Here is a 19,425-nt window from a genome sequence, read left to right as displayed (position 1 = left end):
TCGCGCTCACGTGTGCCCCCGATCTGCCTGAGCGGCTGCGCCCAATGCTCCTGCGCATCCAGAACGACCTGTTCGACGTCGGCGCCGACCTGTCGACACCCCTCGTGACGCAGCCCGCGCACCCTCCCCTGCGCGTCCAGCAGGAGTGGATCGACGAACTCGAGACCGCCTGCGACGAGTTCGGTGCCGACCTGCCGACGCTGCGTTCCTTCGTTCTCGCCGGCGGCACTCAGGCGGCGGCCTATCTCCACCTCGCGCGGACGGTCGTGCGGCGCGCCGAGCGTGCCTGCTGGGCGGCCATCGACGCCCACGGGAGCGAGAGCGCCGAGCCCGACGACGAGCGTCCCGGCGGCGTCAACCCGCTGACGGCCAGGTACCTCAACCGGCTCTCGGACGCCCTGTTCGTGTTCGCGCGCTACGCCAATGCCCAAGGCCCCGGCGACGTGTTGTGGCAGCCCGGCGGGGGGCGCTGAGCCCCAGCCCGCTCTAGACGTGGGATGCGGCCGACAGGGCGGCCTTGGGAAGGAGGCGCGCTCTCCGTGCCAAACCCGACCATCGCGGCGGTCGAGGCCGCGAAAGCAATGCCGCTGGGCGGGGCGTCGACCGTCAGAGACGCCGGACGGGGGTCTCAGACCAGGGCGTCCGCGTGCAATCCGGGCGGTGCGGACTCGCTCCACGAGCGCATCGCGGTGTAGTCACCGGGCGCCATGGCGATGGTGAAGGCCTCTTCACCGCAGCGCACGTCGACGCTCACCGCGTCACCCGACAGGGCCGCCGGGCGGTCACCGTCCGCGAGCTGAGCGCGCGAACCGAGGAAGAAGTCGCCGCGCGCCCAGGTGCGCCGCGGCGACATCGTCATCGAGCGGAACGAGAACCACTCGAGACGATCGTGGCGGTACCGCACCATCCCGGTGCGCCACGACGCGCCGGGGTAGCGAACCGCCATGACGGCGAGGTTGCCGTCGCGGCCGATGGCGCGCGTGCGAAGCACCATCGCCGCCAGAGCCAGCAAGACCACGATGGCGGCCAGCGCGAGAGTGATCTCGCCGGCCGTCATCGCTGAATCCATGGTTCGAAACCGCCTCAGACCCCGGCCATCTCGACGTGCTGAGCGACGACCGTCACCACGTCCTTGTCGACGGAGAGGAATCCGCCGTCGATCTTGACCGTACGGCGCTCGCCCTGCGCGGGCACGACGACGACGTCGCCCTCGACGAGGACGGACAGGATCGGCTGATGACCCGGCAGGATGCCGATCTCGCCTTCGGTGGTCCGTGCGATCAGGCGGTTCGCCTCGCCCTCCCAGACCTCACGGTCGGCAGCGACGAACTTGACGTTCAGGGTGCTCATGCGGGCTTCCTCTTCGAGTCGGTGATTTCCCCCATGATAGCGGGCGAATCGGGCCGGGGCGCGCGGCCCACCCGGTGGGTGTGCACGCCCGTGTGACAGGGGTCGTCAGCGACGCCCGTCCGCGTGCGCGTCGGCCTCGGCCGACGCGCCCGCGACGGACGCACCTTCGTGCGGCAGCGGCGCGAGCGGATCGGCGAGCGCCCCCGAAACCCGCGCCCCGGCGCGCATGAGGTGGAACACGACGACCGCGGCGAAGGTACCGAGGGCGATGCCGGCAAAGGCGACGTCACCGATCGTCCACGTGTAGTCGGCGATGCCGACGATGAGCGCGACCGCAGCCGTCATGAGGTTGACGGGGTTGGCGAAGTCGACGCGGTTCTCCATCCAGATGCGCACGCCGAGCATGCCGATCATGCCGTAGAGGACCGTCGCCGCTCCCCCGAGGACGCCGGGCGGGATCGTCGAGATGATCGCGCCGAACTTCGGCAGGAACGACAGCCCGATCGCTGTGATGGCCGCGACCCAGTAGGCCGCCGTCGAATACACCTTCGTCGCCGCCATGACGCCGATGTTCTCGGCATACGTCGTCGTGCCCGAGCCGCCACCGAAGCCGGCGAGCGTCGTGGCGAGGCCGTCACCGAGCAGCGCACGCCCCGAGACGTCGTCGAGGTTGCGGTCCGTCATCTGCGCGACCGACTTCACGTGGCCGATGTTCTCCGCGATCAGCACGAGCACGACCGGCACGAACAGCCCGACGACCGACCACGAGAACGACGGCGACGCGAAGTGCGGCAGTCCGATCCAGGCGGCGGAATCCACGGCGTCGAAGTCGACCTCACCGCGCAGGCACGCGACGAGATACCCGGTGAGCACACCGATGAGGATGCTGAGGCGCCCGAGCAGCCCCTTCGCGAGCACCGTCACCGCGAGGATGACGACCAGGGTGACGAGCGCCGTCACAGGCGCCTTCATGAAGTTGCCCTTGGCCGCAGGCGCGAGGTTGAGGCCGATGAGCGCGACGATCGTGCCCGTGACGACCGGCGGCATGAGCGCACGCAACCAGCCGTCGCCGGCGACCTGGACGACGAGCCCGACGAGCGCCAGAGCCAGGCCCGCCATGACGACGCCGCCCAGCGCCGTCGCCATGTCGTGCGCCTTCGTCGCGGCCGTCAGCGGCGCGATGAACGCGAACGACGAGCCGAGGTAGCTCGGCACGCGCCCCGCCGTCAGCAGCAGGAAGACGACCGTGCCGACGCCGGAGAAGAACAGCGTCGTCGACGGCGGGAAGCCCGTCAGCAGCGGCACGAGGAACGTCGCACCGAACATCGCGACGACGTGCTGCATGCCGATGCCGATCGTCTTCGGCCACGCCAAGCGCTCGTCCGGCGCGACGACCGTGTCACCGCGCGTGAGGTCGTCCTCACGCACCCGCCACTTCAGACCCAGATCCATCCCTGCTCCTCATTCCTGCGCGCCGCGACTCAACGACGCGCCCTGCTCACGATGCACGACGAAGGGCCGGGGGTCGAAAACCCCCAGCCCTTCGTCGTTCTCACTCGCCGCCTCGGGTCATCCCCGCCGCGGCGCGCAAATCAGTCCTGCTTGGCCAGCTCCGCGGCCTGACGCTCGACGTCGTCGAGGCCACCACACATGAAGAAGGCCTGCTCGGGGACGTGGTCGTAGTCGCCGTCCGCGATCTTCGTGAAGGCCTCGATCGAGTCCTGCAGCGACACCGTCGAACCCTCGATGCCGGTGAACTGCTTGGCGACGTAGGTGTTCTGCGACAGGAAGCGCTGGATGCGGCGAGCGCGGTTGACGAGGATCTTGTCCTCTTCGGAGAGCTCGTCGATACCGAGGATCGCGATGATGTCCTGCAGTTCCTTGTTGCGCTGCAGGATCGACTTGATGCGAACCGCCGTCTCGTAGTGCTCCTTCGAGATGTAACGCGGGTCGAGGATGCGCGACGTCGACGTCAGCGGGTCCACGGCCGGGTAGATACCCATCGACGCGATGTCACGCGAGAGCTCGGTCGTCGCGTCGAGGTGCGCAAACGTCGTCGCCGGGGCCGGGTCGGTGTAGTCGTCAGCCGGCACGTAGATGGCCTGCATCGACGTGATCGAGTGACCACGCGTCGAGGTGATGCGCTCCTGGAGCACACCCATCTCGTCGGCCAGCGTCGGCTGGTAACCCACGGCGGACGGCATGCGGCCGAGCAGCGTGGAGACCTCGGAACCGGCCTGCGTGAAGCGGAAGATGTTGTCGATGAACAGCAGCACGTCCTGCTTCTGCACGTCGCGGAAGTACTCCGCCATCGTCAGCGCCGACAGGGCGACGCGAAGACGCGTTCCCGGCGGCTCGTCCATCTGGCCGAACACGAGCGCGGTCTGGCCGAGGACGCCGGCCTCTTCCATCTCGACCATGAGGTCGTTGCCCTCACGGGTGCGCTCACCGACACCGGCGAACACGGACACACCACCGTGGTTGCGAGCGACTCGAGCGATCATCTCCTGGATCAGAACGGTCTTGCCGACACCGGCACCACCGAACAGGCCGATCTTTCCGCCCTGGACGTACGGGGTCAGCAGGTCGATGACCTTGATGCCCGTCTCGAACATCGTCGTCTTGGACTCGAGCTGGTCGAACGCGGGCGCCGTACGGTGGATACCCCAGCGCTCCTTGACCTCGAGCTGCTCGCCCTCTTCGAGGTCGAGGCAGTCACCCGTCGCGTTGAAGACGTGGCCGAGGGTGACGTCGCCGACCGGTACGGAGATCGGCCCGCCGGAGTCGCGCACCTCGGAGCCGCGGACGATGCCGTCCGTCGGCTGCAGCGAGATGGCGCGAACCATCCAGTCACCGATGTGCTGGGCGACCTCGAGGTTGATGTTCTTCTGCTCGCCGTTAAGCGAGACCTCGAGCGTCAGGAGGTTGTAGACCTCCGGCATCGTGTCGGCCGAGAACTCGACGTCGACGACCGGGCCGATGACGCGCGAGACGCGGCCCACGCCGCCCGCGGCCGGGGCCGCGGTTGCGCTTTCGTTGATGGTGGCAGTCATGAGGATTCCTTTACGTGAAGGCGGTCAGCTGGCATCGGCGAGGGCGCTGGCGCCACCCACGATCTCGCTGATCTCTTGCGTAATCTCGGCCTGACGGGCCTGGTTGGCCAGTCGGGTGTAGGTCTTGATGAGTTCGGTCGCGTTGTCCGTGGCGGACTTCATCGCGCGCTGGCGGGCAGCGAGCTCGGAAGCGGCCGACTGCAGGAGCGCGTTGAAGATGCGAGCCGTGACGTACTTCGGCAGCAGCGCATCGAGCACGCCCTCGGCGTTCGGCTCGAAGTCGTAGAGCGGAAGCGGTCCGTCGGGCTTGCCGTCGCCGTCGAGGTCGAGCTGACCCTCGGCCACCTCGAGCGGCAGCAGACGGATGACGCGGGCCTGCTGCGTCACCATCGACTGGAACTCGGTGTAGACGACGTGCAGTTCGTCGACCCCGCCACCCTCGGCACCGGCATGGAAGTCGGCGGTCAGACGCTCACCGATCTCCTCGGCGTTCTCGAACTTGGGGCTGTCGGTGAAGCCCGTCCACTCTGCCTCGTACTCGCGACGGCGGAACTTGTAGTAGCTCACGCCCTTGCGGCCGACGAGGTAGGGGACGACCTCCTTGCCCTCGTGCTCGAGCTTGGTGATGAGCTGCTGGGCTTCCTTCATCGCGTTGACCGAGTACGAGCCGGCGAGGCCGCGGTCAGCCGTGACGATGAGGACGCCGGCGCGCTTGACGTTCTCGCGCTCCGTCGTCAGTGCGTGGTCGATGTCCGACGTGGAGGACGCGACCGAGGAGACGGCTCGGGTCAGGGCCACGGCGTAGGGCGTCGACTTCGCGACGGCCTCGCGCGCCTTGACCACGCGCGAGGCAGCGATGAGCTCCATCGCGCGCGTGATCTTCTTGGTCGCCTGGACGGACCGGATGCGCTGGCGGTAGACCCGCTGCTGCGCTCCCATAGCTTTCCGCCTCTCTGTACTGGTGCTGGCTTGGGTGGTGGTGTCGACCTGGCGGCCGACCTCGGCGGGTGCTCGTCACACCCGCCGAGGTGCGATCACGAAGATCACGGCTTGTGCTTGGTGATCTTCTCCTGGTTGATGTGGTCCGCAGCGATCTCGTCGAACTGCTCGGAACCCTCACCACCGTGGTCGGACGACGCCTGGAACTGCTTGCGGAAGTCGTCCATCGCACCGGCGAAGACGTCCTTGCCGTCGTCGGCCAGCTTGCCGCTCTCGCGGATCGCCATCATGAACTCACCGTGGTTGCGGTGCATGTACTCGAGCCACTCGGCCTCGAAGCGCTGCACGTCCTCGGTCTTGACGTCGTCGAACTTGCCCGTCGTACCGGCCCACAGCGACGCGACCTGGTCCTCGACCGGGTACGGGCTGTTCTGCGGCTGCTTGAACATCTCCATGAGACGCTCACCGCGAGCGAGCTGACGGCGCGACGCGGCGTCGAGGTCGGAGGCGAACATGGCGAACGCCTGCATCTCGCGGAACTGTGCGAGGTCGACCTTGATCGAACCGGTGACGGCCTTCATGGCCTTCGTCATGGCCGCACCACCGACACGCGACACAGAGATACCCACGTCGACAGCCGGGCGCTGGTTGGCGTTGAACAGGTCGGCCTGGAGGAAGATCTGGCCGTCCGTGATCGAGATGACGTTCGTCGGGATGTAGGCCGAGACGTCGCCGGCCTTCGTCTCGATGATCGGCAGGCCCGTCATCGAACCGGCACCCAGGTCGTCCGACAGCTTCGCGCAACGCTCGAGCAGACGCGAGTGCAAGTAAAACACGTCACCGGGGTAGGCCTCGCGGCCCGGCGGGCGGCGCAGCAGCAGCGACATGGCGCGGTAGGCCTCGGCCTGCTTGCTCAGGTCGTCGAACACGATGAGGACGTGCTTGCCCTGGTACATCCAGTGCTGGCCGATCGCCGAGCCGGTGAACGGAGCAAGGTACTTGAAGCCCGCCGCGTCACCCGCCGGAGCGTTGACGATCGTCGTGTACTCCATCGCGCCGGCCTCTTCGAGCGTGGCGCGGACCTCGGCGACGGTCGAGTTCTTCTGACCGACGGCGACGTAGATGCAGCGAACCTGCTTCGACGGGTCACCCGTCTCCCAGTTCTGCTTCTGGTTGATGATCGTGTCGGTGGCGATCGTCGTCTTGCCCGTCTTGCGGTCACCGATGATCAGCTGACGCTGACCGCGACCGACCGGCGTCATGGCGTCGATCGCCTTGATGCCCGTCATGAGCGGTTCGTGGACCGACTTGCGCTGGACGACGGTGGGCGCCTGCAGCTCGAGGGCGCGACGGCCTTCGGCCTCGATGTCACCCAGGCCGTCGATCGGCTGACCGAGCGGGTTGACGACGCGGCCCATGAACGCGTCACCGACGGGAACCGAGAGGACCTCGCCCGTGCGCTTGACGCTCTGGCCCTCTTCGATGCCGCCGAACTCACCCAGGATGACGACGCCGATCTCGTGGACGTCGAGGTTCTGGGCGATACCGAGCGTGCCGTCTTCGAACTGAAGCAGCTCGTTGGTCATGGCCGAGGGAAGACCCTCGACGTGTGCGATGCCGTCAGCGGCATCGACGACGCGGCCGACCTCTTCACGGGAGGCCGCGCCGGGCTCGTAGGACTGAACGTAACCGTTCAGTGCATCCCGGATCTCCTCCGGACGGATCGAAAGCTCCGTCATCATCACTCCTTGTCATGGGCCCGCATCGGGCGCCGTGCTTCTTGGCTCAGGGCCGCGGATGCGGCAATTCTTTGGGCGTCGATCAGCCGGACAGGTGCGCGCGGGCCTCGTCGAGGCGACGCGCGATCGTTCCGTCGATGACGTCGTCACCGACAGCCACCTTGATGCCGCCGACGACCGAGGGGTCGATGACGACGTTCGTCTGCACGGGCTTGCCGTACATCTTCGTCAGAGCCGCGCGCAGCCGCTCGTTCTGCTCCGGGGTCAGCTCGACCGCACTCATGACGATCGCGCTCGACTGGCCGCGGCGCCCGGCCACGCCCTCGAGGAACTCCTCGATGGCCCGCTCGAAACCGCGCCCACGGGGGGAGCCTGCGGCGCGAGTGGCGAGCAGCGCCGTCTCGGGGGCGACCTTGCCCTCGAGCAGACGGGCGACGAGCCCGGCCTTGTCCGCACCGCTGCGAGAGCGGTCGGACAGGGCATCCCTGAGGCCCGCGTCGGAAGCGACGGTCCGCTCGAAGCGGAACAGCTCGTTCTCGAAAGCATCCGCGCGACCGGCCTTCTCCGCCGAAGCGGTGGCGGCCTCGACCGCAAGACGCTCCAGAGCGTCACTGAGGTCGCGCTCGCTCGACCAGCGTTCACCGGCGACAGCCGTCACGACCGCCATCGCGTCGTAGCCGATCTTGCCGCTGAACAGACGCTGGACAAGGCCACGCTTGGCCTCGCTCTCGCGCGACGGGTCACCCAGCGCGCGACGCAGCGTCGCGTTGGAATCGATGACGTCGACGACCGCGAAGAGCTCACGAGCCGTGTTCATCGGGTCACCGGGGCCGGACAGGGTGCCGTTGAGCACCTGCCGGGCCGCGGAGAGAGCCGTCCTCGACGAACCCTGCATCAGGCTTCGACCCGCGTGCTGCCTGCGCTCGAGGCGGCGGCCTCGGAGCCGGCGGTGGCGGACTCGGGACGGATTCTGCCCGCCTCGAGCTCGGCGAGGAACCGGTCGACGATGCCCTTCTGACGGGCTTCGTCGTGCAGCGACTCACCGACGATGCGGCTGGCGAGCTCGGTGGACAGGCCACCGAGCTCGCTGCGCAGCTGGACAAAGGCCTGCTGACGCTCGGCCGCGATCTGCTTCGTCGCGTTCTCGGTGATGCGGGCGGCTTCGGCGCCGGCCTGCTCACGGCTCTCCGCGATGATGGCCGCACCCTGGGCGCGGGCGTCCTCGCGGATCTTGGCCGCCTCAGCACGCGCGTCGGCGAGCTGCGACTCGTACTGCTGCTTGGCGGCGGCGGCCTCCTTCTGGGCCTCCTCCGCCTTGGCGATGCCGCCCTCGATGGACGCCGTACGCTCCGCGTACATGCGCTCCATGTTCGGAACGACCTTCGTCTTGTACAGCCAGTACAGGATCGCGAAGGCGATGAGCCCGATGATCATCTCGGCGGGGTGCGGGAGCAGCGGCAGCTTCTCCGGCCAACCTGCACCTTCAGATGCGAGGAACACCTTGGCTTCCTATCTGTTGGGGGGACTGGTCAGTTCGAGCAGGACTTACTTGCCCTGGAAGACGAACGCGAAGACCAGACCAAGGATGGCGAGTGCCTCGGTGAGCGCCATGCCGGTGAAGGCGATGGTCTGCAGCATGTTGCGGGCCTCGGGCTGACGCGCCACACCGTTGATGTAGGCGGCGAAGATCAGACCGATACCGATGCCGGGGCCGATAGCAGCGAGTCCGTAGCCGAGGAATGCGATGTCGCCGGTCATGTGCTTTTCCTTTCGAGTGGCACCGGGACCTTTTCCCGGTGTCGCTGAGGTTCAGAAGGGGTACAGAGTGCCGATCAGTGGTGATCGGAGACCGCGTCTGCGAGATACAGAGCGGCAAGCATGGTGAAGATGAAGGCCTGCAGGAACTCGATGAGCAGTTCGAAGAACGACATCAGGATGGCCGCGGCGAACGAGAGAACGCCGGCACCGTTGAGGCCGATGTTGCCGCCGTGCAGGAGGAGGTACTCACCGCCGACGATGAACACGAGGAGCATGAGGTGCCCCGCCATCATGTTGCCGAAGAGTCGCAGCGCCAGCGTCAGCGGGCGGATGAGGAAGTACGTGAGGAACTCGAGCACGAACATGATCGGCTTGAGCCACCCCGGCAGGCCCGGGGGGATGAGCGAGCCCATGTACTTGCCGAAGCCGCCCTTCGCCTTGACCGCCGCGACGTGGTACGTGACGTACACGATGAGCGTGAGGACGATCGGGAACCCGATGCGACCCGTGCTCGGGTACTGGATGAAGGGGATGATTCCGGCCACGTTGTTGAACAGGATCAGGGTGAAGCAAGTCAACAACAGCGGCAGGAACCGCATGAAGTCCTTCGAGCCGATGATGTCGCGCCCGATCGTGTTGCGCACGAAGTCGTAGACACCCTCGGCGATGAACTGACGCTTGCTCGGCACGACCGAGAGCTTCTTGCCCGTCACGGTGACGAAAAACCAGCCGATGAGCAGGGCCGACACGAGGAAGACCACGGCGGGGCGCGTGATGGCCCAGTTGCTGTCGCCACCGATCAGGGGCCACCAGAAATCGCTCGTGCCCGGGGACTTGAACGACTCCCCGTCGGCAACCAGGGCAGCGCCCGCGATGAAGCTCACAAATTCTCCTCAGTCAGCATCCAGCAAAAAAGTTCAGTGTGTCTGTTGCAGTGGAACCGCCCCTGCCCTCTCGGGCTGGTCGGCGGCTCGAGGTGCACGCCGGAGACACTGCGTATCCTACCCGACGCTGTGCCGCGGTTCACTGGGAGCCGCCGCTCGTCGTCGAAGCGCCTGACGCGTCCGGGTCGTAGACGTACTGCCGCGTCCGCATGAACGAGCGCACCTGGAAGATCTGCCAGGCCACGACCACGATGGCGACGGTGATGCCCGTTGCAGGCCCGTCGAGGGATTCCACCTTCGTCGCGAGGACGAGGACGACGCCGAGAACGATCACCTGGGCGAAGAAGACCGCCATCGCCGCAGCCATGATGGCGACCGGGCTGAGCGTGCGCAGCGTACGAAGGACGAGCAGACCACTCGCGAAGAAGGCGAGGGCGAGAACCGTGCCGAACAGTGACGACACTCCCCCGGCCACGCCGTTGAGCACTGCGAACACGACCGCGCAGACGACGCCCACTGCGGCACTCGGCACGAGCGAATCACGCAGCATCGCAGCGAACGGCGACACGTTGGTCACCGGGTGCGAGGTGGAGGCGGAGTCCATGGAGGAAGGGCTCACAATCTGCGTTGGCGCGGGGATCACGTCGTCGGGTTCGGGCTCGTCACCAGGGTGAATCCATCACCTGAACCTGCTTGTGAAAACTATCACAAGGCCTTGCGGCGTCGCCAACGGGGCAGCCCCCACGTCAGCGCGAAGGCGAGGACCGTCAGCCCCGTGAGGGCGGCGAGCGAGCGCTCGACGGGCCAGTACGCCATCGAGACGAGGCCGAGGGCGATGCCGATCGACCACAGGTAGAGGATGAGCACGGCCGCGCGGTGCGTGTGCCCGATCTTCAGCATGCGGTGGTGCAGGTGGCGACCGTCCGCCTCCCACGGTTTCTGCCCGGAGCGCAGGCGACGCACGATGGCCGCGGCGAAATCCCACAGCGGCACCGCGAGGATCGCGAGGGGCACGAGCAGCGGGAGCAGGAACGCGACGGAGGCGTCACCCGAACCGGAGACGGCCGCCGGGTCGAGGTTGCCGGCGAACGAGATCGTGGCGGCCGCGATGAGCGTGCCGAGGAGCAACGAGCCGGCGTCCCCCATGAACAACCGCGCCGGATGAAAGTTGTGCGGCAGGAAGCCGACGCAGACACCCACCGTCGCCGCCGCGATGAAGGCTGACGTCGTGAACACCGACTTGTCGCCCCACTGCACGGCCTGTTGGTAGGCGTAGACGAAGAACGAGAACGAGGCGATGCCCACCATGCCGGCTGCGAGACCGTCGAGACCGTCAACCCAGTTCACGGCGTTGACGATGACGAGAATGACGAGCACCGACAGCACGACGAGCACCGGCGTCGGCAGGACGGTCTGCTCCCCCAGCGGCAGGAAGAGGAACTGCACGCCCGAGACGACGAGGACGCAGGCCGCGAGCGCCTGACCACCGAACTTGATGGCCCAGTTGAGCTCGGCGAAGTCGTCCCACGCGCCGAGCCCGCACATCATGGCCGCGGCGATCGTCGTGCCGATGGCTTCGCGGCTGTCGAACACGTGCGACAGGTACGGCAGCCGCGAGGCGACACCGACGGCGGCGAGGAAGCCGACGAACAGCGCCACTCCCCCGAGCCGCGGGATCGGCAGGGCGTGCACGTCACGCGCACGCACCTGCGTCACCGCACCGAAGCGAACTGCCGACCACCGTGCGAGCGGCGTCATCACGAAGGTGACGATCGCAGCGACGACGCTGATGAGGACGTACTCACGCACGGCAGGCGGTCAGATTTCAGCGGGGGTAAGCGGGGAAACGCGTGACGAGATCGGTGACCTGCTCGCGGATCTCCTGCGCGACGGGGTGCTCGGGCGTGCCGTCCGTCTCGGTGACGGCGCGGTGGATGACGTCGGCGATGACGTCCATCTCGGCAAGGCCCATGCCCTGCGTCGTGACGGACGGGGTGCCGACGCGGATGCCCGAGGCGATGTTCGGCTTCTGCGGGTCGAACGGGATCGCGTTCTTGTTGAGCGTGATGCCCGCGACGTCGCAGCGCAGTTCGGCGTCGGTGCCGGTGACGTCGACGTCACGCAGATCGAGCAGCGACAGGTGCGTGTCCGTGCCGCCCGTCGTCGGACGGATGCCCTTGGCCTTGAGCCCCTCGGCGAGACGCTGCGAGTTGGCGATGACGTCCTTCGCGTACTGCTTGTACTCGGGCGTCGCGCACTCCTTGAAGTTCACGGCCTTCGCCGCGATCGTGTGCATCTGCGGGCCACCCTGCATCATCGGGAAGACGGCCTTGTCGATCGCCTTCGCGTGCTCTTCCTTGCAGACGATGGCGCCCGAGCGGGGGCCGCGCAGCACCTTGTGCGTCGTGAACGAGACGACGTCGGCGTGCGGCACCGGCGACGGAATCGCCTTGCCGGCGACGAGACCGATGAAGTGAGCCGCGTCGACCCAGAAGATCGCGCCGACCTCGTCGGCGATGGCGCGGATGCGCTCGAAGTCGATGAGACGCGGGATGGCGGAGCCGCCCGCGAGGATGACCTTCGGCTTGTGCTCCTTGGCGAGACGCTCGACCTCGTCGTAGTCGATGTCCTCCGTCTCGGGGTCGACGCCGTAGCCGACGGCGTTGAACCACTTGCCCGAGAAGGACACCTTCGTGCCGTGCGTGAGGTGGCCGCCCATGGGCAGGCTCATCGCGAGGATCGTGTCACCGGGGTTCATGAACGCGCCGTACACGGCCTGGTTCGCCGAGGCACCCGAGTGGGGCTGGACGTTGGCGTGCTCGGCGTCGAACAGCGCCTTCGCACGCTCGATGGCGATCGTCTCGGCCTTGTCGACCTCGGCGCAGCCACCGTAGTAGCGACGGCCGGGGTAACCCTCGGCGTACTTGTTGCTCAGCGTCGAACCGAGCGCGGTGAGGACGGCCGGGCTGGACATGTTCTCACTCGCGATGAGCTGCAGGCCGCCGCGCAGGCGGTCGAGCTCGGAGATGAGGACACCGGCGATGTCGGGGTCGAAGGATTCGAGGGCGGCGTAGTCGGAGCCGTAGAACGGGGTCGTCATGCTCGCCACCTTAGTGGTTCTGCTCGCCCGGGCGGCCAGGAAGCTCCACGCTCGTCACGCTCTCGGGCTCGAACGGCGGTTCCGCTCCGATGCCGCCGAGCGGGATGGCCTGCGTCGCCTCGCCCGCCCGCGCCTGAGCTCCCATGGCCTCGAGGCGCTGACGTTCGGCCGTGCGCTCGTCGTCGGTCGACTCGGGCGCGGGGTTCGAGGCCGACTCGTGCTGGTGGGGGTTGTCCGTTTCCGGGGCATCCTGGGGTGTCTCGGACAGCGGCGCACCCGTCGAGTCGAGCAGGTCGATGGGCCCGAGCACCTCACGCAGCTGTGCCGGAGTGATCGTGCCGCGGCGCAGCATGACGGGGTCGGGCTTGGTGCAGTCGAGGATCGTGCTGGGCAACCCGTCGTCGCACGTGCCCCCGTCGAGATAAACCTCGACCGCCGGGCCGAACGCGAAACCGGCCTCCGTGATCGTCGTGACCGGCGGCTGGCCCGTGCGGTTCGCCGAGCTGACCGCGAGCGGCCCCGTCGTCTGCAGCAGTTCGAGCGCGATCTCGTGATCGGGCATGCGCAACCCGACCGTGCCGTTCGTGTCACCCAGATCCCACATGAGCGACGGCTGCGCACGGAAGATCAACGTCAGCCCGCCCGGCCAGAAGCGCTCCATGAGGCGACGCGCGTAGGACGGCACGTTCATCGCGAGGCCCTCGACCGTCGCCGGGTTCGGCACGAGGACGGCCGGCGGCTTGTCGCGCCCACGCCCCTTCGCCGCGAGCAGCGCCGCGACGCCGTCAGGGTTGAAGGGGTCGGCGCCGACGCCGTACACCGTGTCGGTGGGCAGGACGACGAGTTTGCCCTCGCCGACGGCAGCATGCGCCGCCTCGATGGCGGGGTCGCGCTCATCCGAACCGGAAACGTCGAAAACGGGGCTCACGCCACTCTCCTAGAAGTCGAAACCACCCATGTCGCCCCCGAAGTCTCCCCCACCGAAGTCGCCCCCGTCGAACCCGCCGAAGTCGCTGCCCCCGGCGAAGTCCTGGCCGCCGTCGAATCCGCCACCGTCGGCAACGTCGTTTCCGCCGCCGTCGCCCCCACCGTCCTGGTAGCCATCCTGATATGCGTCCTGCATGTCGTGGGAATCGAACTCGTTGCCCCAGTCGTCGAACATCGCATCGGCGATGGCGGTGCCGACGAAGGCGCCGGCGACGCTCGTGAGCAGCATCGAGCCCATGCCGCCCATCCCCATCCCCATGCCGCCGCGACCGAAGCCGCCGCCCATGCCGTAACCACCGAACGAGCTCTGGAGGAACCCGGGCTGACGCATCTCGGCCCGAGTCGCAGCCCGCGCCAGCGCCTGCGGGTCTGCGCTCTGCGGAGCATCCTGCGGGCTGTCGGTCGCGAGACGCGTGAGCACCTGCTGACGCTGCTCCGGCGTCAACTTGGCGAACGCCTCGGCGTGCGCCTTCTCGATCTCCTCCGGCGGGGCCGTCTTGAGCATGTACTCGTAGCGGGCGATGGCGCGCTCGTCCTCGCTCATCGACGCGCCCGGCGTCTGTCGAGGCGCGCTCGACGCCTGACGCGGGTAGCCCTGCTGGGCATACCCCTGCTGCTGGTTGCCCTGCGCCGGATACGCGGGCTGCCCGTATCCCTGCTGCTGACCGAAGCCCGGCTGGGCTCCCCCACGACCGAAGAGACGATCGAAGATCCCCATGGTGCGTTCCTCACGTCCGAGGCCGCCCAGCACGCTGCGGGCGGCGCGATTCGGCTCCCACTCTAAGCCCGGGTCCGTGGCGCACACACGTCCTCGCCGCCGGCCGGCGAGGCCGCACCAGCGCGCTGACGCGGCGTCCTCGCCCAACATCGTGACGGTGGCCGAGACGCAGGGCGGGGCGGTGCGAGACCGACATCAGAAGAGGCGCAGGCCCCTGACGCCGACCTCGCGGTGTGTGCCTCAGCGGTGGCCGAGGGCGACGGGGACGCTCGACTCCTCGACGTCGTCGAGTGCGATGGTGTCGTCGGGCTGCAGTTCGTCGACAGACATGGCGCTACCCGCTGTCGCGTCCGGCGTCGCCCGGGCGCTGACGAGGGCCGCGAGCTCGCGCGGCCACACTCGTTCGCTCGTCGTCTCGAGGTCGCGAACCGACCACCAGCGCCAGCGCTGCATCGTCACCTGCTCCTCGGGCGTGAGTGCCCCCGGGTCGGGCTCGAAGCGTGTCGTGCGCACGGCGTAGAACACGTCGTCCTGACGCACGACCGAATCGGAATACCCGTGGACGACGCGGCGCCGCGCGATCGGCCCGACGAAGGCATCGGCCTCGACCTGCAAACCGGTCTCCTCGAACAACTCACGCACCGCGGCGTCGCGTTCGCTCTCTCCGGGGTCGATGCCGCCACCCGGGGTCGACCACCACGTCGCGGGCGGCGTGAGGCCCTGGTCGGAATCCTCGTAGAGGAGCACGTCGCCGGCGTGGTCGAGCACGAGCAGCCTGACGGTCGCGCGGCGCCTCACCGGGCGTTCTGCGGGGCTTGTGGGCACCTCGAAGCGCGAACCGCCCTCACGGCGGGCCAGCGTCATGCGGGGCTTGCCGGCGAGGTCGGCCTCGTCCCGCGCCCACTCGAAACCACGCCGATCGAGCAGCGCCTCGGGCAGGGATTCGCCCTGGGCGTCTGCATGCTCCATGACGAGCAGACCGCCGGGCTTCAGCAGGTGCGCGGCGCGTTCGGCGATCTCGAGCGGAAAGCGAAGGCCGTCCTCGCTACCGCCGTACAGCGCGATCTCAGGGTCGTGCTCGGCAACCTCGGGGTCGATCGGCACCATGCCGGTGGGCACGTACGGCGGGTTGCTCACGACGACGTCGAAACTACCCTCGAGCTCAGGTAGAGCCTGGCGCGCATCCTCAACGCTCAAGTTGACAGTGAGGCCAATCTGCTTGCAGTTCAACGCTGCCCACGCCGCCGCTTCTTCGGAGAGTTCGACGGCGTAGACCTCGAGGTCGGGACGCTCAGCCTTGATCGCCAGGGCGATGGCGCCCGATCCGGTACACAGATCGACGATGCGCCCCCCGTACGGGGCCGCCTCGAGGGCGGCATCGACGAGCATCTCCGTCTCGGGGCGCGGCACGAACACGCCAGGGCCGACACGCAACTCCAGGCTGCGGAAAGGCGCCCGACCCGTCAGGTGCTGCAGCGGAACACGCCGTGCGCGCTCGTCGACGAGCGCCTCGAAGCGGGCCATGTCCCCGTCGCTGAGCTCGTGGCCGAGCACCTCGCGACGGCGCACCTCGCCCAGCTCGCACCCGAGAACATGGGCGAGCAGCAGCGCCGCATCACGATCCGCGGATTCGATGCCGGCATCCGCGAGCCGCGCCGCAGCACGACGCAGCTTCGCGCGCAACGCCGTCACGCCCCCGACTCCCCCACTGCTGCGAGACACGCCGCCTCGTCGGCGTCGAGCGCCGACTGGACGACAGCGTCGAGATCGCCGTCGAGCACCGCGTCGAGGTTGTACGACTTGTAGCCCGTGCGGTGATCTGCGATCCGGTTCTCGGGGAAGTTGTACGTGCGGATGCGCTCACTGCGGTCGACCGTGCGCACCTGCGACTTGCGCGCGGCCGAGGCCTCCGCTTCCTTGCGCTCGATCTCCATCTGACGCAGCCGCGCCTTGAGCACGCGCAGCGCGGACTCCTTGTTCTGCAGCTGCGACTTCTCGTTCTGGCAGCTGACGACGACACCCGTCGGCAGGTGGGTGATGCGCACGGCCGAGTCGGTCGTGTTGACACTCTGCCCACCCGGGCCGGAGCTGCGATAGACGTCGATCTTGAGGTCGTTCGGGCCGAACTCGATCTCGTCGTCGTCCTCGTCGAGATCCGGCATGACGAGGACGCCCGCCGCGCTCGTGTGGATGCGGCCCTGACTCTCGGTGACGGGCACGCGCTGCACGCGGTGCACGCCGCCTTCGTACTTGAGGCGCGCCCACGGGGCCTCGCCCGGTTCGGGCAGCCCCTTCGCGCGGACCGTGATGCGGGCGTCCTTGTACCCGCCGAGATCGGCGTCGGTCGCGTCGGCAATCTCGGCCTTCCAACCGCGGCGTTCCGCGTAACGCAGGTACATGCGGACGAGGTCACCGGCGAACAGCGCCGACTCGGCGCCGCCCTCGCCGGCCTTGACCTCGAGGACGACATCGCGCTCATCGTCCTCGTCGCGCGGCAGCAGGAGCGTGCGCAGTTTGTCGGCGCTCGCCTCCAGATGGGTCTGCAACGCCGGCAGCTCCGCGGCGAACGCGGCGTCCTCGTCGGCCAGCTCTTCTGCCGCACCGAGGTCGTCCTGCGCGATCTTCCAGGCGTGATAAGCGGCGACGGTCGGTGCGAGGGCCGCGTAACGCTTGTTGAGGCGGCGCATCAGCGTCGGGTCCGCATGCGTCGCCGGTTCGGCCAGCTGCTTCTCGAGATCGTCGTACTCGGCGACGATCGTGGCGGCGGAATCAAGCATGACGCTCCTCGCGGACTGAAGTGATGGGGGCGCAGCGCCGGCAGGCGGCGTCCACGGGAATGCAAAACGCCGACCCCGCCCTGATGGGCTGGGGTCGGCGTGGTGCGAAGACTACTTGGCGTCCTTCTTGCCGTAGCGAGCCTGGAAGCGGGCGACACGACCACCCGTGTCCATGAGCTTCTGCTTGCCGGTGTAGAAGGGGTGGCAGTTGGAGCACACTTCGACGTTCATCTTGTCGCTCTTCGACGTGCTGCGCGTCTCGAACGTGTTGCCGCAGGTGCAGGACACCGTCGTGGCGGTGTACTCGGGGTGAAGGTTCTTCTTCACGGGGTTCTCCTAGCTGTCGAGGATGCCGCCGGGTCGTCATCACCGGGATGGTGGACGTGAACCGGAAGCCAACAAACAATCTTGCCAGATCGCCTGACATGGTTCAAAACATCGAGGTGGGACGAATCATTCCCGCCGCCACCCCGCCCGACACGATCGCCCCCGTGACCACTCGCCGCAGGGGCGTCGGGTCTCGGGGGCGTCGTCAGGTGACGTCGTCAGGCGTGGATCAGTTGTCCTCGTCGTCGAGCTTGATGTTCGACGTCTGCTGCACCTGCATGAGGAACTCGACGTTGCTCTTCGTCTTCTTGAGACGGTCGATGAGCAGTTCGACGGCCTGCTGCTGGTCGAGGGCAGCGAGCACGCGACGCAGCTTCCACATGATCTTGAGCTCTTCGCCCGACAGCAGGATCTCCTCGCGACGCGTCGACGAGTTGTTGACGTCGACGGCCGGGAAGATGCGGCGGTTCGCGAGCTGACGGTCGAGCTTGAGCTCCATGTTGCCGGTGCCCTTGAACTCCTCGAAGATGACCTCGTCCATCTTCGAACCCGTCTCGACGAGAGCCGTCGCGAGGATCGTCAACGAGCCGCCGTTCTCGATGTTGCGCGCCGCACCGAAGAACTTCTTCGGCGGGTACAGCGCGGCCGAGTCGACACCACCGGACAGGATGCGACCGCTCGCCGGGGCGGCGAGGTTGTAGGCACGCCCGAGCTTCGTGATCGAGTCGAGCAGCACGACGACGTCGTGGCCCATCTCGACGAGGCGCTTGGCACGCTCGATGGCGAGCTCCGCGACCGTCGTGTGGTCCGTCGCCGGACGGTCGAAGGTGGAGGCGATGACCTCACCCTTGACCGCGCGCTGCATGTCGGTGACTTCTTCGGGACGCTCGTCGACGAGGACGACCATGAGGTGGCACTCGGGGTTGTTCGTCGTGATCGCGTTGGCGATCGACTGCATGACCATCGTCTTGCCCGCCTTCGCCGGGGCGACGATGAGGCCACGCTGGCCCTTGCCGACGGGCGAGACGAGGTCGATCATGCGAGTCGTCAGCACGTTCGGGGTCGTCTCGAGACGCAGGCGCTCCTGCGGGTACAGCGGCGTCAGCTTGCCGAACTCGACACGCTTCTTCGCCTGCTCCACCGTCATGCCGTTGACGGAGTCGAGACGCACGAGCGCGTTGAACTTCTGACGCGCCGGCAACTGCTCACCCTCGCGCAGCGCACGCACCGCGCCGGTGACGGCGTCACCCTTGCGCAGCCCGTTCTTCTTCACGATGTTCATCGGGACGTAGACGTCCGTCGGGCCGGCGAGGTAACCGGTCGTGCGCACGAACGCGTAGTTGTCGAGGACGTCGACGATGCCCGCGACGGGAATGAGGACGTCGTCCTCGCGCACCTCGGGAGCGTCGTCGTCGTAGTCGCGGTTGCGCCCGCGACGGTTGTTGCCGCGCTCGCCCCGGTCGCGGTCGCGGTCGCGGCCGCGCTGACGGCGACGACGGCCACCGCGCTCGTCGTCATCGTTGTTGTGGTTGCGCTCGTTGTTGCGCTCGCGACGGTTGGAGCCGCCGTTGCCGCTGTTGTTGCCGGAGTCGCGGTTGTCGCGCTTGTCGCGGCCGTTCTCGCCCGAGGCGCTGTCGCTGTTGTCGCGACGCTCGCGGCGAGCGTCGCCGTCGGAGTTCTTGTCACCGGAGGGCTCGTTCGAGCCGTTCTCGCGGCGCTGACGACGCTCGTCGCGTTCGCCGTCACGACGGCCACGGCTCTCGCCGTTCGAGGCGTCGTCCTTGGCGTCGACG

At 67.9% G+C, this 19,425-nt stretch carries 20 protein-coding genes; 1 reads left to right on the top strand and 19 read right to left on the bottom strand.

Going from position 1 to position 19,425, the window contains the following annotated elements; translation table 11 throughout:
- Positions 1–473 (top strand): ATP:cob(I)alamin adenosyltransferase (locus B2284_RS08105; protein WP_286697367.1); only part of this gene is annotated, 473 nt, incomplete at its 5' end.
- A 155-nt stretch (positions 474–628) separates the two neighbouring features.
- On the opposite strand, the gene B2284_RS08100 is transcribed toward B2284_RS08105, so the two are convergent.
- The 19 genes from B2284_RS08100 to rho all read right to left on the bottom strand — a co-directional run.
- A complete protein-coding gene (locus tag B2284_RS08100; RefSeq protein WP_074046541.1) occupies positions 629–1,069 on the bottom strand; it encodes a DUF2550 family protein in 441 nt (146 codons plus the stop codon).
- 14 nt (positions 1,070–1,083) lie between these two features.
- Positions 1,084–1,350: a F0F1 ATP synthase subunit epsilon gene (locus B2284_RS08095; protein WP_074046542.1), complete on the bottom strand. Its 267-nt coding sequence runs from the start codon at positions 1,348–1,350 to the stop codon at positions 1,084–1,086.
- Positions 1,351–1,455: 105 nt separating this feature from the next.
- Entirely contained in the window at positions 1,456–2,802 is a 1,347-nt protein-coding gene (locus tag B2284_RS08090; protein WP_074046543.1) for a uracil-xanthine permease family protein, read from the bottom strand.
- Positions 2,803–2,942: 140 nt separating this feature from the next.
- Entirely contained in the window at positions 2,943–4,403 is a 1,461-nt protein-coding gene (atpD, locus tag B2284_RS08085) for a F0F1 ATP synthase subunit beta (protein ID WP_062256367.1), read from the bottom strand.
- Between the two features lie 24 nt (positions 4,404–4,427).
- Positions 4,428–5,342 carry a F0F1 ATP synthase subunit gamma gene (locus tag B2284_RS08080; protein WP_006946039.1) on the bottom strand — a complete coding sequence of 305 codons (915 nt, stop codon included), beginning with the start codon at positions 5,340–5,342 and terminating at the stop codon, positions 4,428–4,430.
- A 104-nt stretch (positions 5,343–5,446) separates the two neighbouring features.
- Positions 5,447–7,081, bottom strand: coding sequence for a F0F1 ATP synthase subunit alpha (gene atpA / locus B2284_RS08075; protein ID WP_038570542.1), 1,635 nt, complete (start codon positions 7,079–7,081; stop codon positions 5,447–5,449).
- Between the two features lie 82 nt (positions 7,082–7,163).
- Positions 7,164–7,976 (bottom strand): F0F1 ATP synthase subunit delta, encoded by an 813-nt coding sequence (locus B2284_RS08070; RefSeq protein WP_074046544.1) that lies wholly within the window; start codon positions 7,974–7,976, stop codon positions 7,164–7,166.
- Positions 7,976–8,581: a F0F1 ATP synthase subunit B gene (locus B2284_RS08065; RefSeq protein WP_074046545.1), complete on the bottom strand. Its 606-nt coding sequence runs from the start codon at positions 8,579–8,581 to the stop codon at positions 7,976–7,978. The genes B2284_RS08070 and B2284_RS08065 overlap by 1 nt, the downstream gene beginning before the upstream one ends.
- Positions 8,582–8,626: 45 nt before the next feature.
- Positions 8,627–8,839, bottom strand: coding sequence for an ATP synthase F0 subunit C (atpE, locus tag B2284_RS08060; protein ID WP_062257494.1), 213 nt, complete (start codon positions 8,837–8,839; stop codon positions 8,627–8,629).
- A gap of 74 nt (positions 8,840–8,913) precedes the next feature.
- A complete protein-coding gene (gene atpB, locus B2284_RS08055; RefSeq protein ID WP_074041227.1) occupies positions 8,914–9,723 on the bottom strand; it encodes a F0F1 ATP synthase subunit A in 810 nt (269 codons plus the stop codon).
- 139 nt (positions 9,724–9,862) lie between these two features.
- The gene (locus B2284_RS08050; protein ID WP_062257498.1) at positions 9,863–10,327 is read right to left on the bottom strand and encodes a Cg1360 family ATP-synthase-associated protein; all 465 of its coding nucleotides are present in this window, start codon (positions 10,325–10,327) and stop codon (positions 9,863–9,865) included.
- 101 nt (positions 10,328–10,428) lie between these two features.
- A complete protein-coding gene (locus B2284_RS08045) occupies positions 10,429–11,532 on the bottom strand; it encodes an MraY family glycosyltransferase (RefSeq protein WP_062257499.1) in 1,104 nt (367 codons plus the stop codon).
- 16 nt (positions 11,533–11,548) lie between these two features.
- Positions 11,549–12,823 (bottom strand): serine hydroxymethyltransferase, encoded by a 1,275-nt coding sequence (locus tag B2284_RS08040; protein WP_074046549.1) that lies wholly within the window; start codon positions 12,821–12,823, stop codon positions 11,549–11,551.
- Between the two features lie 10 nt (positions 12,824–12,833).
- Entirely contained in the window at positions 12,834–13,751 is a 918-nt protein-coding gene (locus B2284_RS08035) for an L-threonylcarbamoyladenylate synthase (protein WP_074046546.1), read from the bottom strand.
- Between the two features lie 9 nt (positions 13,752–13,760).
- Complete coding sequence (locus B2284_RS08030; protein ID WP_115296424.1) at positions 13,761–14,528, bottom strand: hypothetical protein; 768 nt, start codon at positions 14,526–14,528, stop codon at positions 13,761–13,763.
- Between the two features lie 240 nt (positions 14,529–14,768).
- Positions 14,769–16,250: a peptide chain release factor N(5)-glutamine methyltransferase gene (gene prmC / locus B2284_RS14365; RefSeq protein ID WP_349676092.1), complete on the bottom strand. Its 1,482-nt coding sequence runs from the start codon at positions 16,248–16,250 to the stop codon at positions 14,769–14,771.
- Complete coding sequence (gene prfA, locus B2284_RS08015; RefSeq protein WP_286697366.1) at positions 16,217–17,305, bottom strand: peptide chain release factor 1; 1,089 nt, start codon at positions 17,303–17,305, stop codon at positions 16,217–16,219. Before prfA ends, prmC begins: the two co-directional genes overlap by 34 nt.
- A gap of 111 nt (positions 17,306–17,416) precedes the next feature.
- Complete coding sequence (gene rpmE / locus B2284_RS08010; RefSeq protein ID WP_006945964.1) at positions 17,417–17,632, bottom strand: 50S ribosomal protein L31; 216 nt, start codon at positions 17,630–17,632, stop codon at positions 17,417–17,419.
- A 229-nt stretch (positions 17,633–17,861) separates the two neighbouring features.
- Positions 17,862–19,425 (bottom strand): transcription termination factor Rho (rho, locus tag B2284_RS08005; protein ID WP_286697365.1); only part of this gene is annotated, 1,564 nt, incomplete at its 5' end.

It is taken from the genome of Dermacoccus sp. UBA1591, from assembly GCF_002322065.1.
GTDB classification, from domain to species: Bacteria; Actinomycetota; Actinomycetes; order Actinomycetales; family Dermatophilaceae; genus Dermacoccus; species Dermacoccus nishinomiyaensis.
This window is presented reverse-complemented; position numbering and strand designations above follow the sequence as displayed.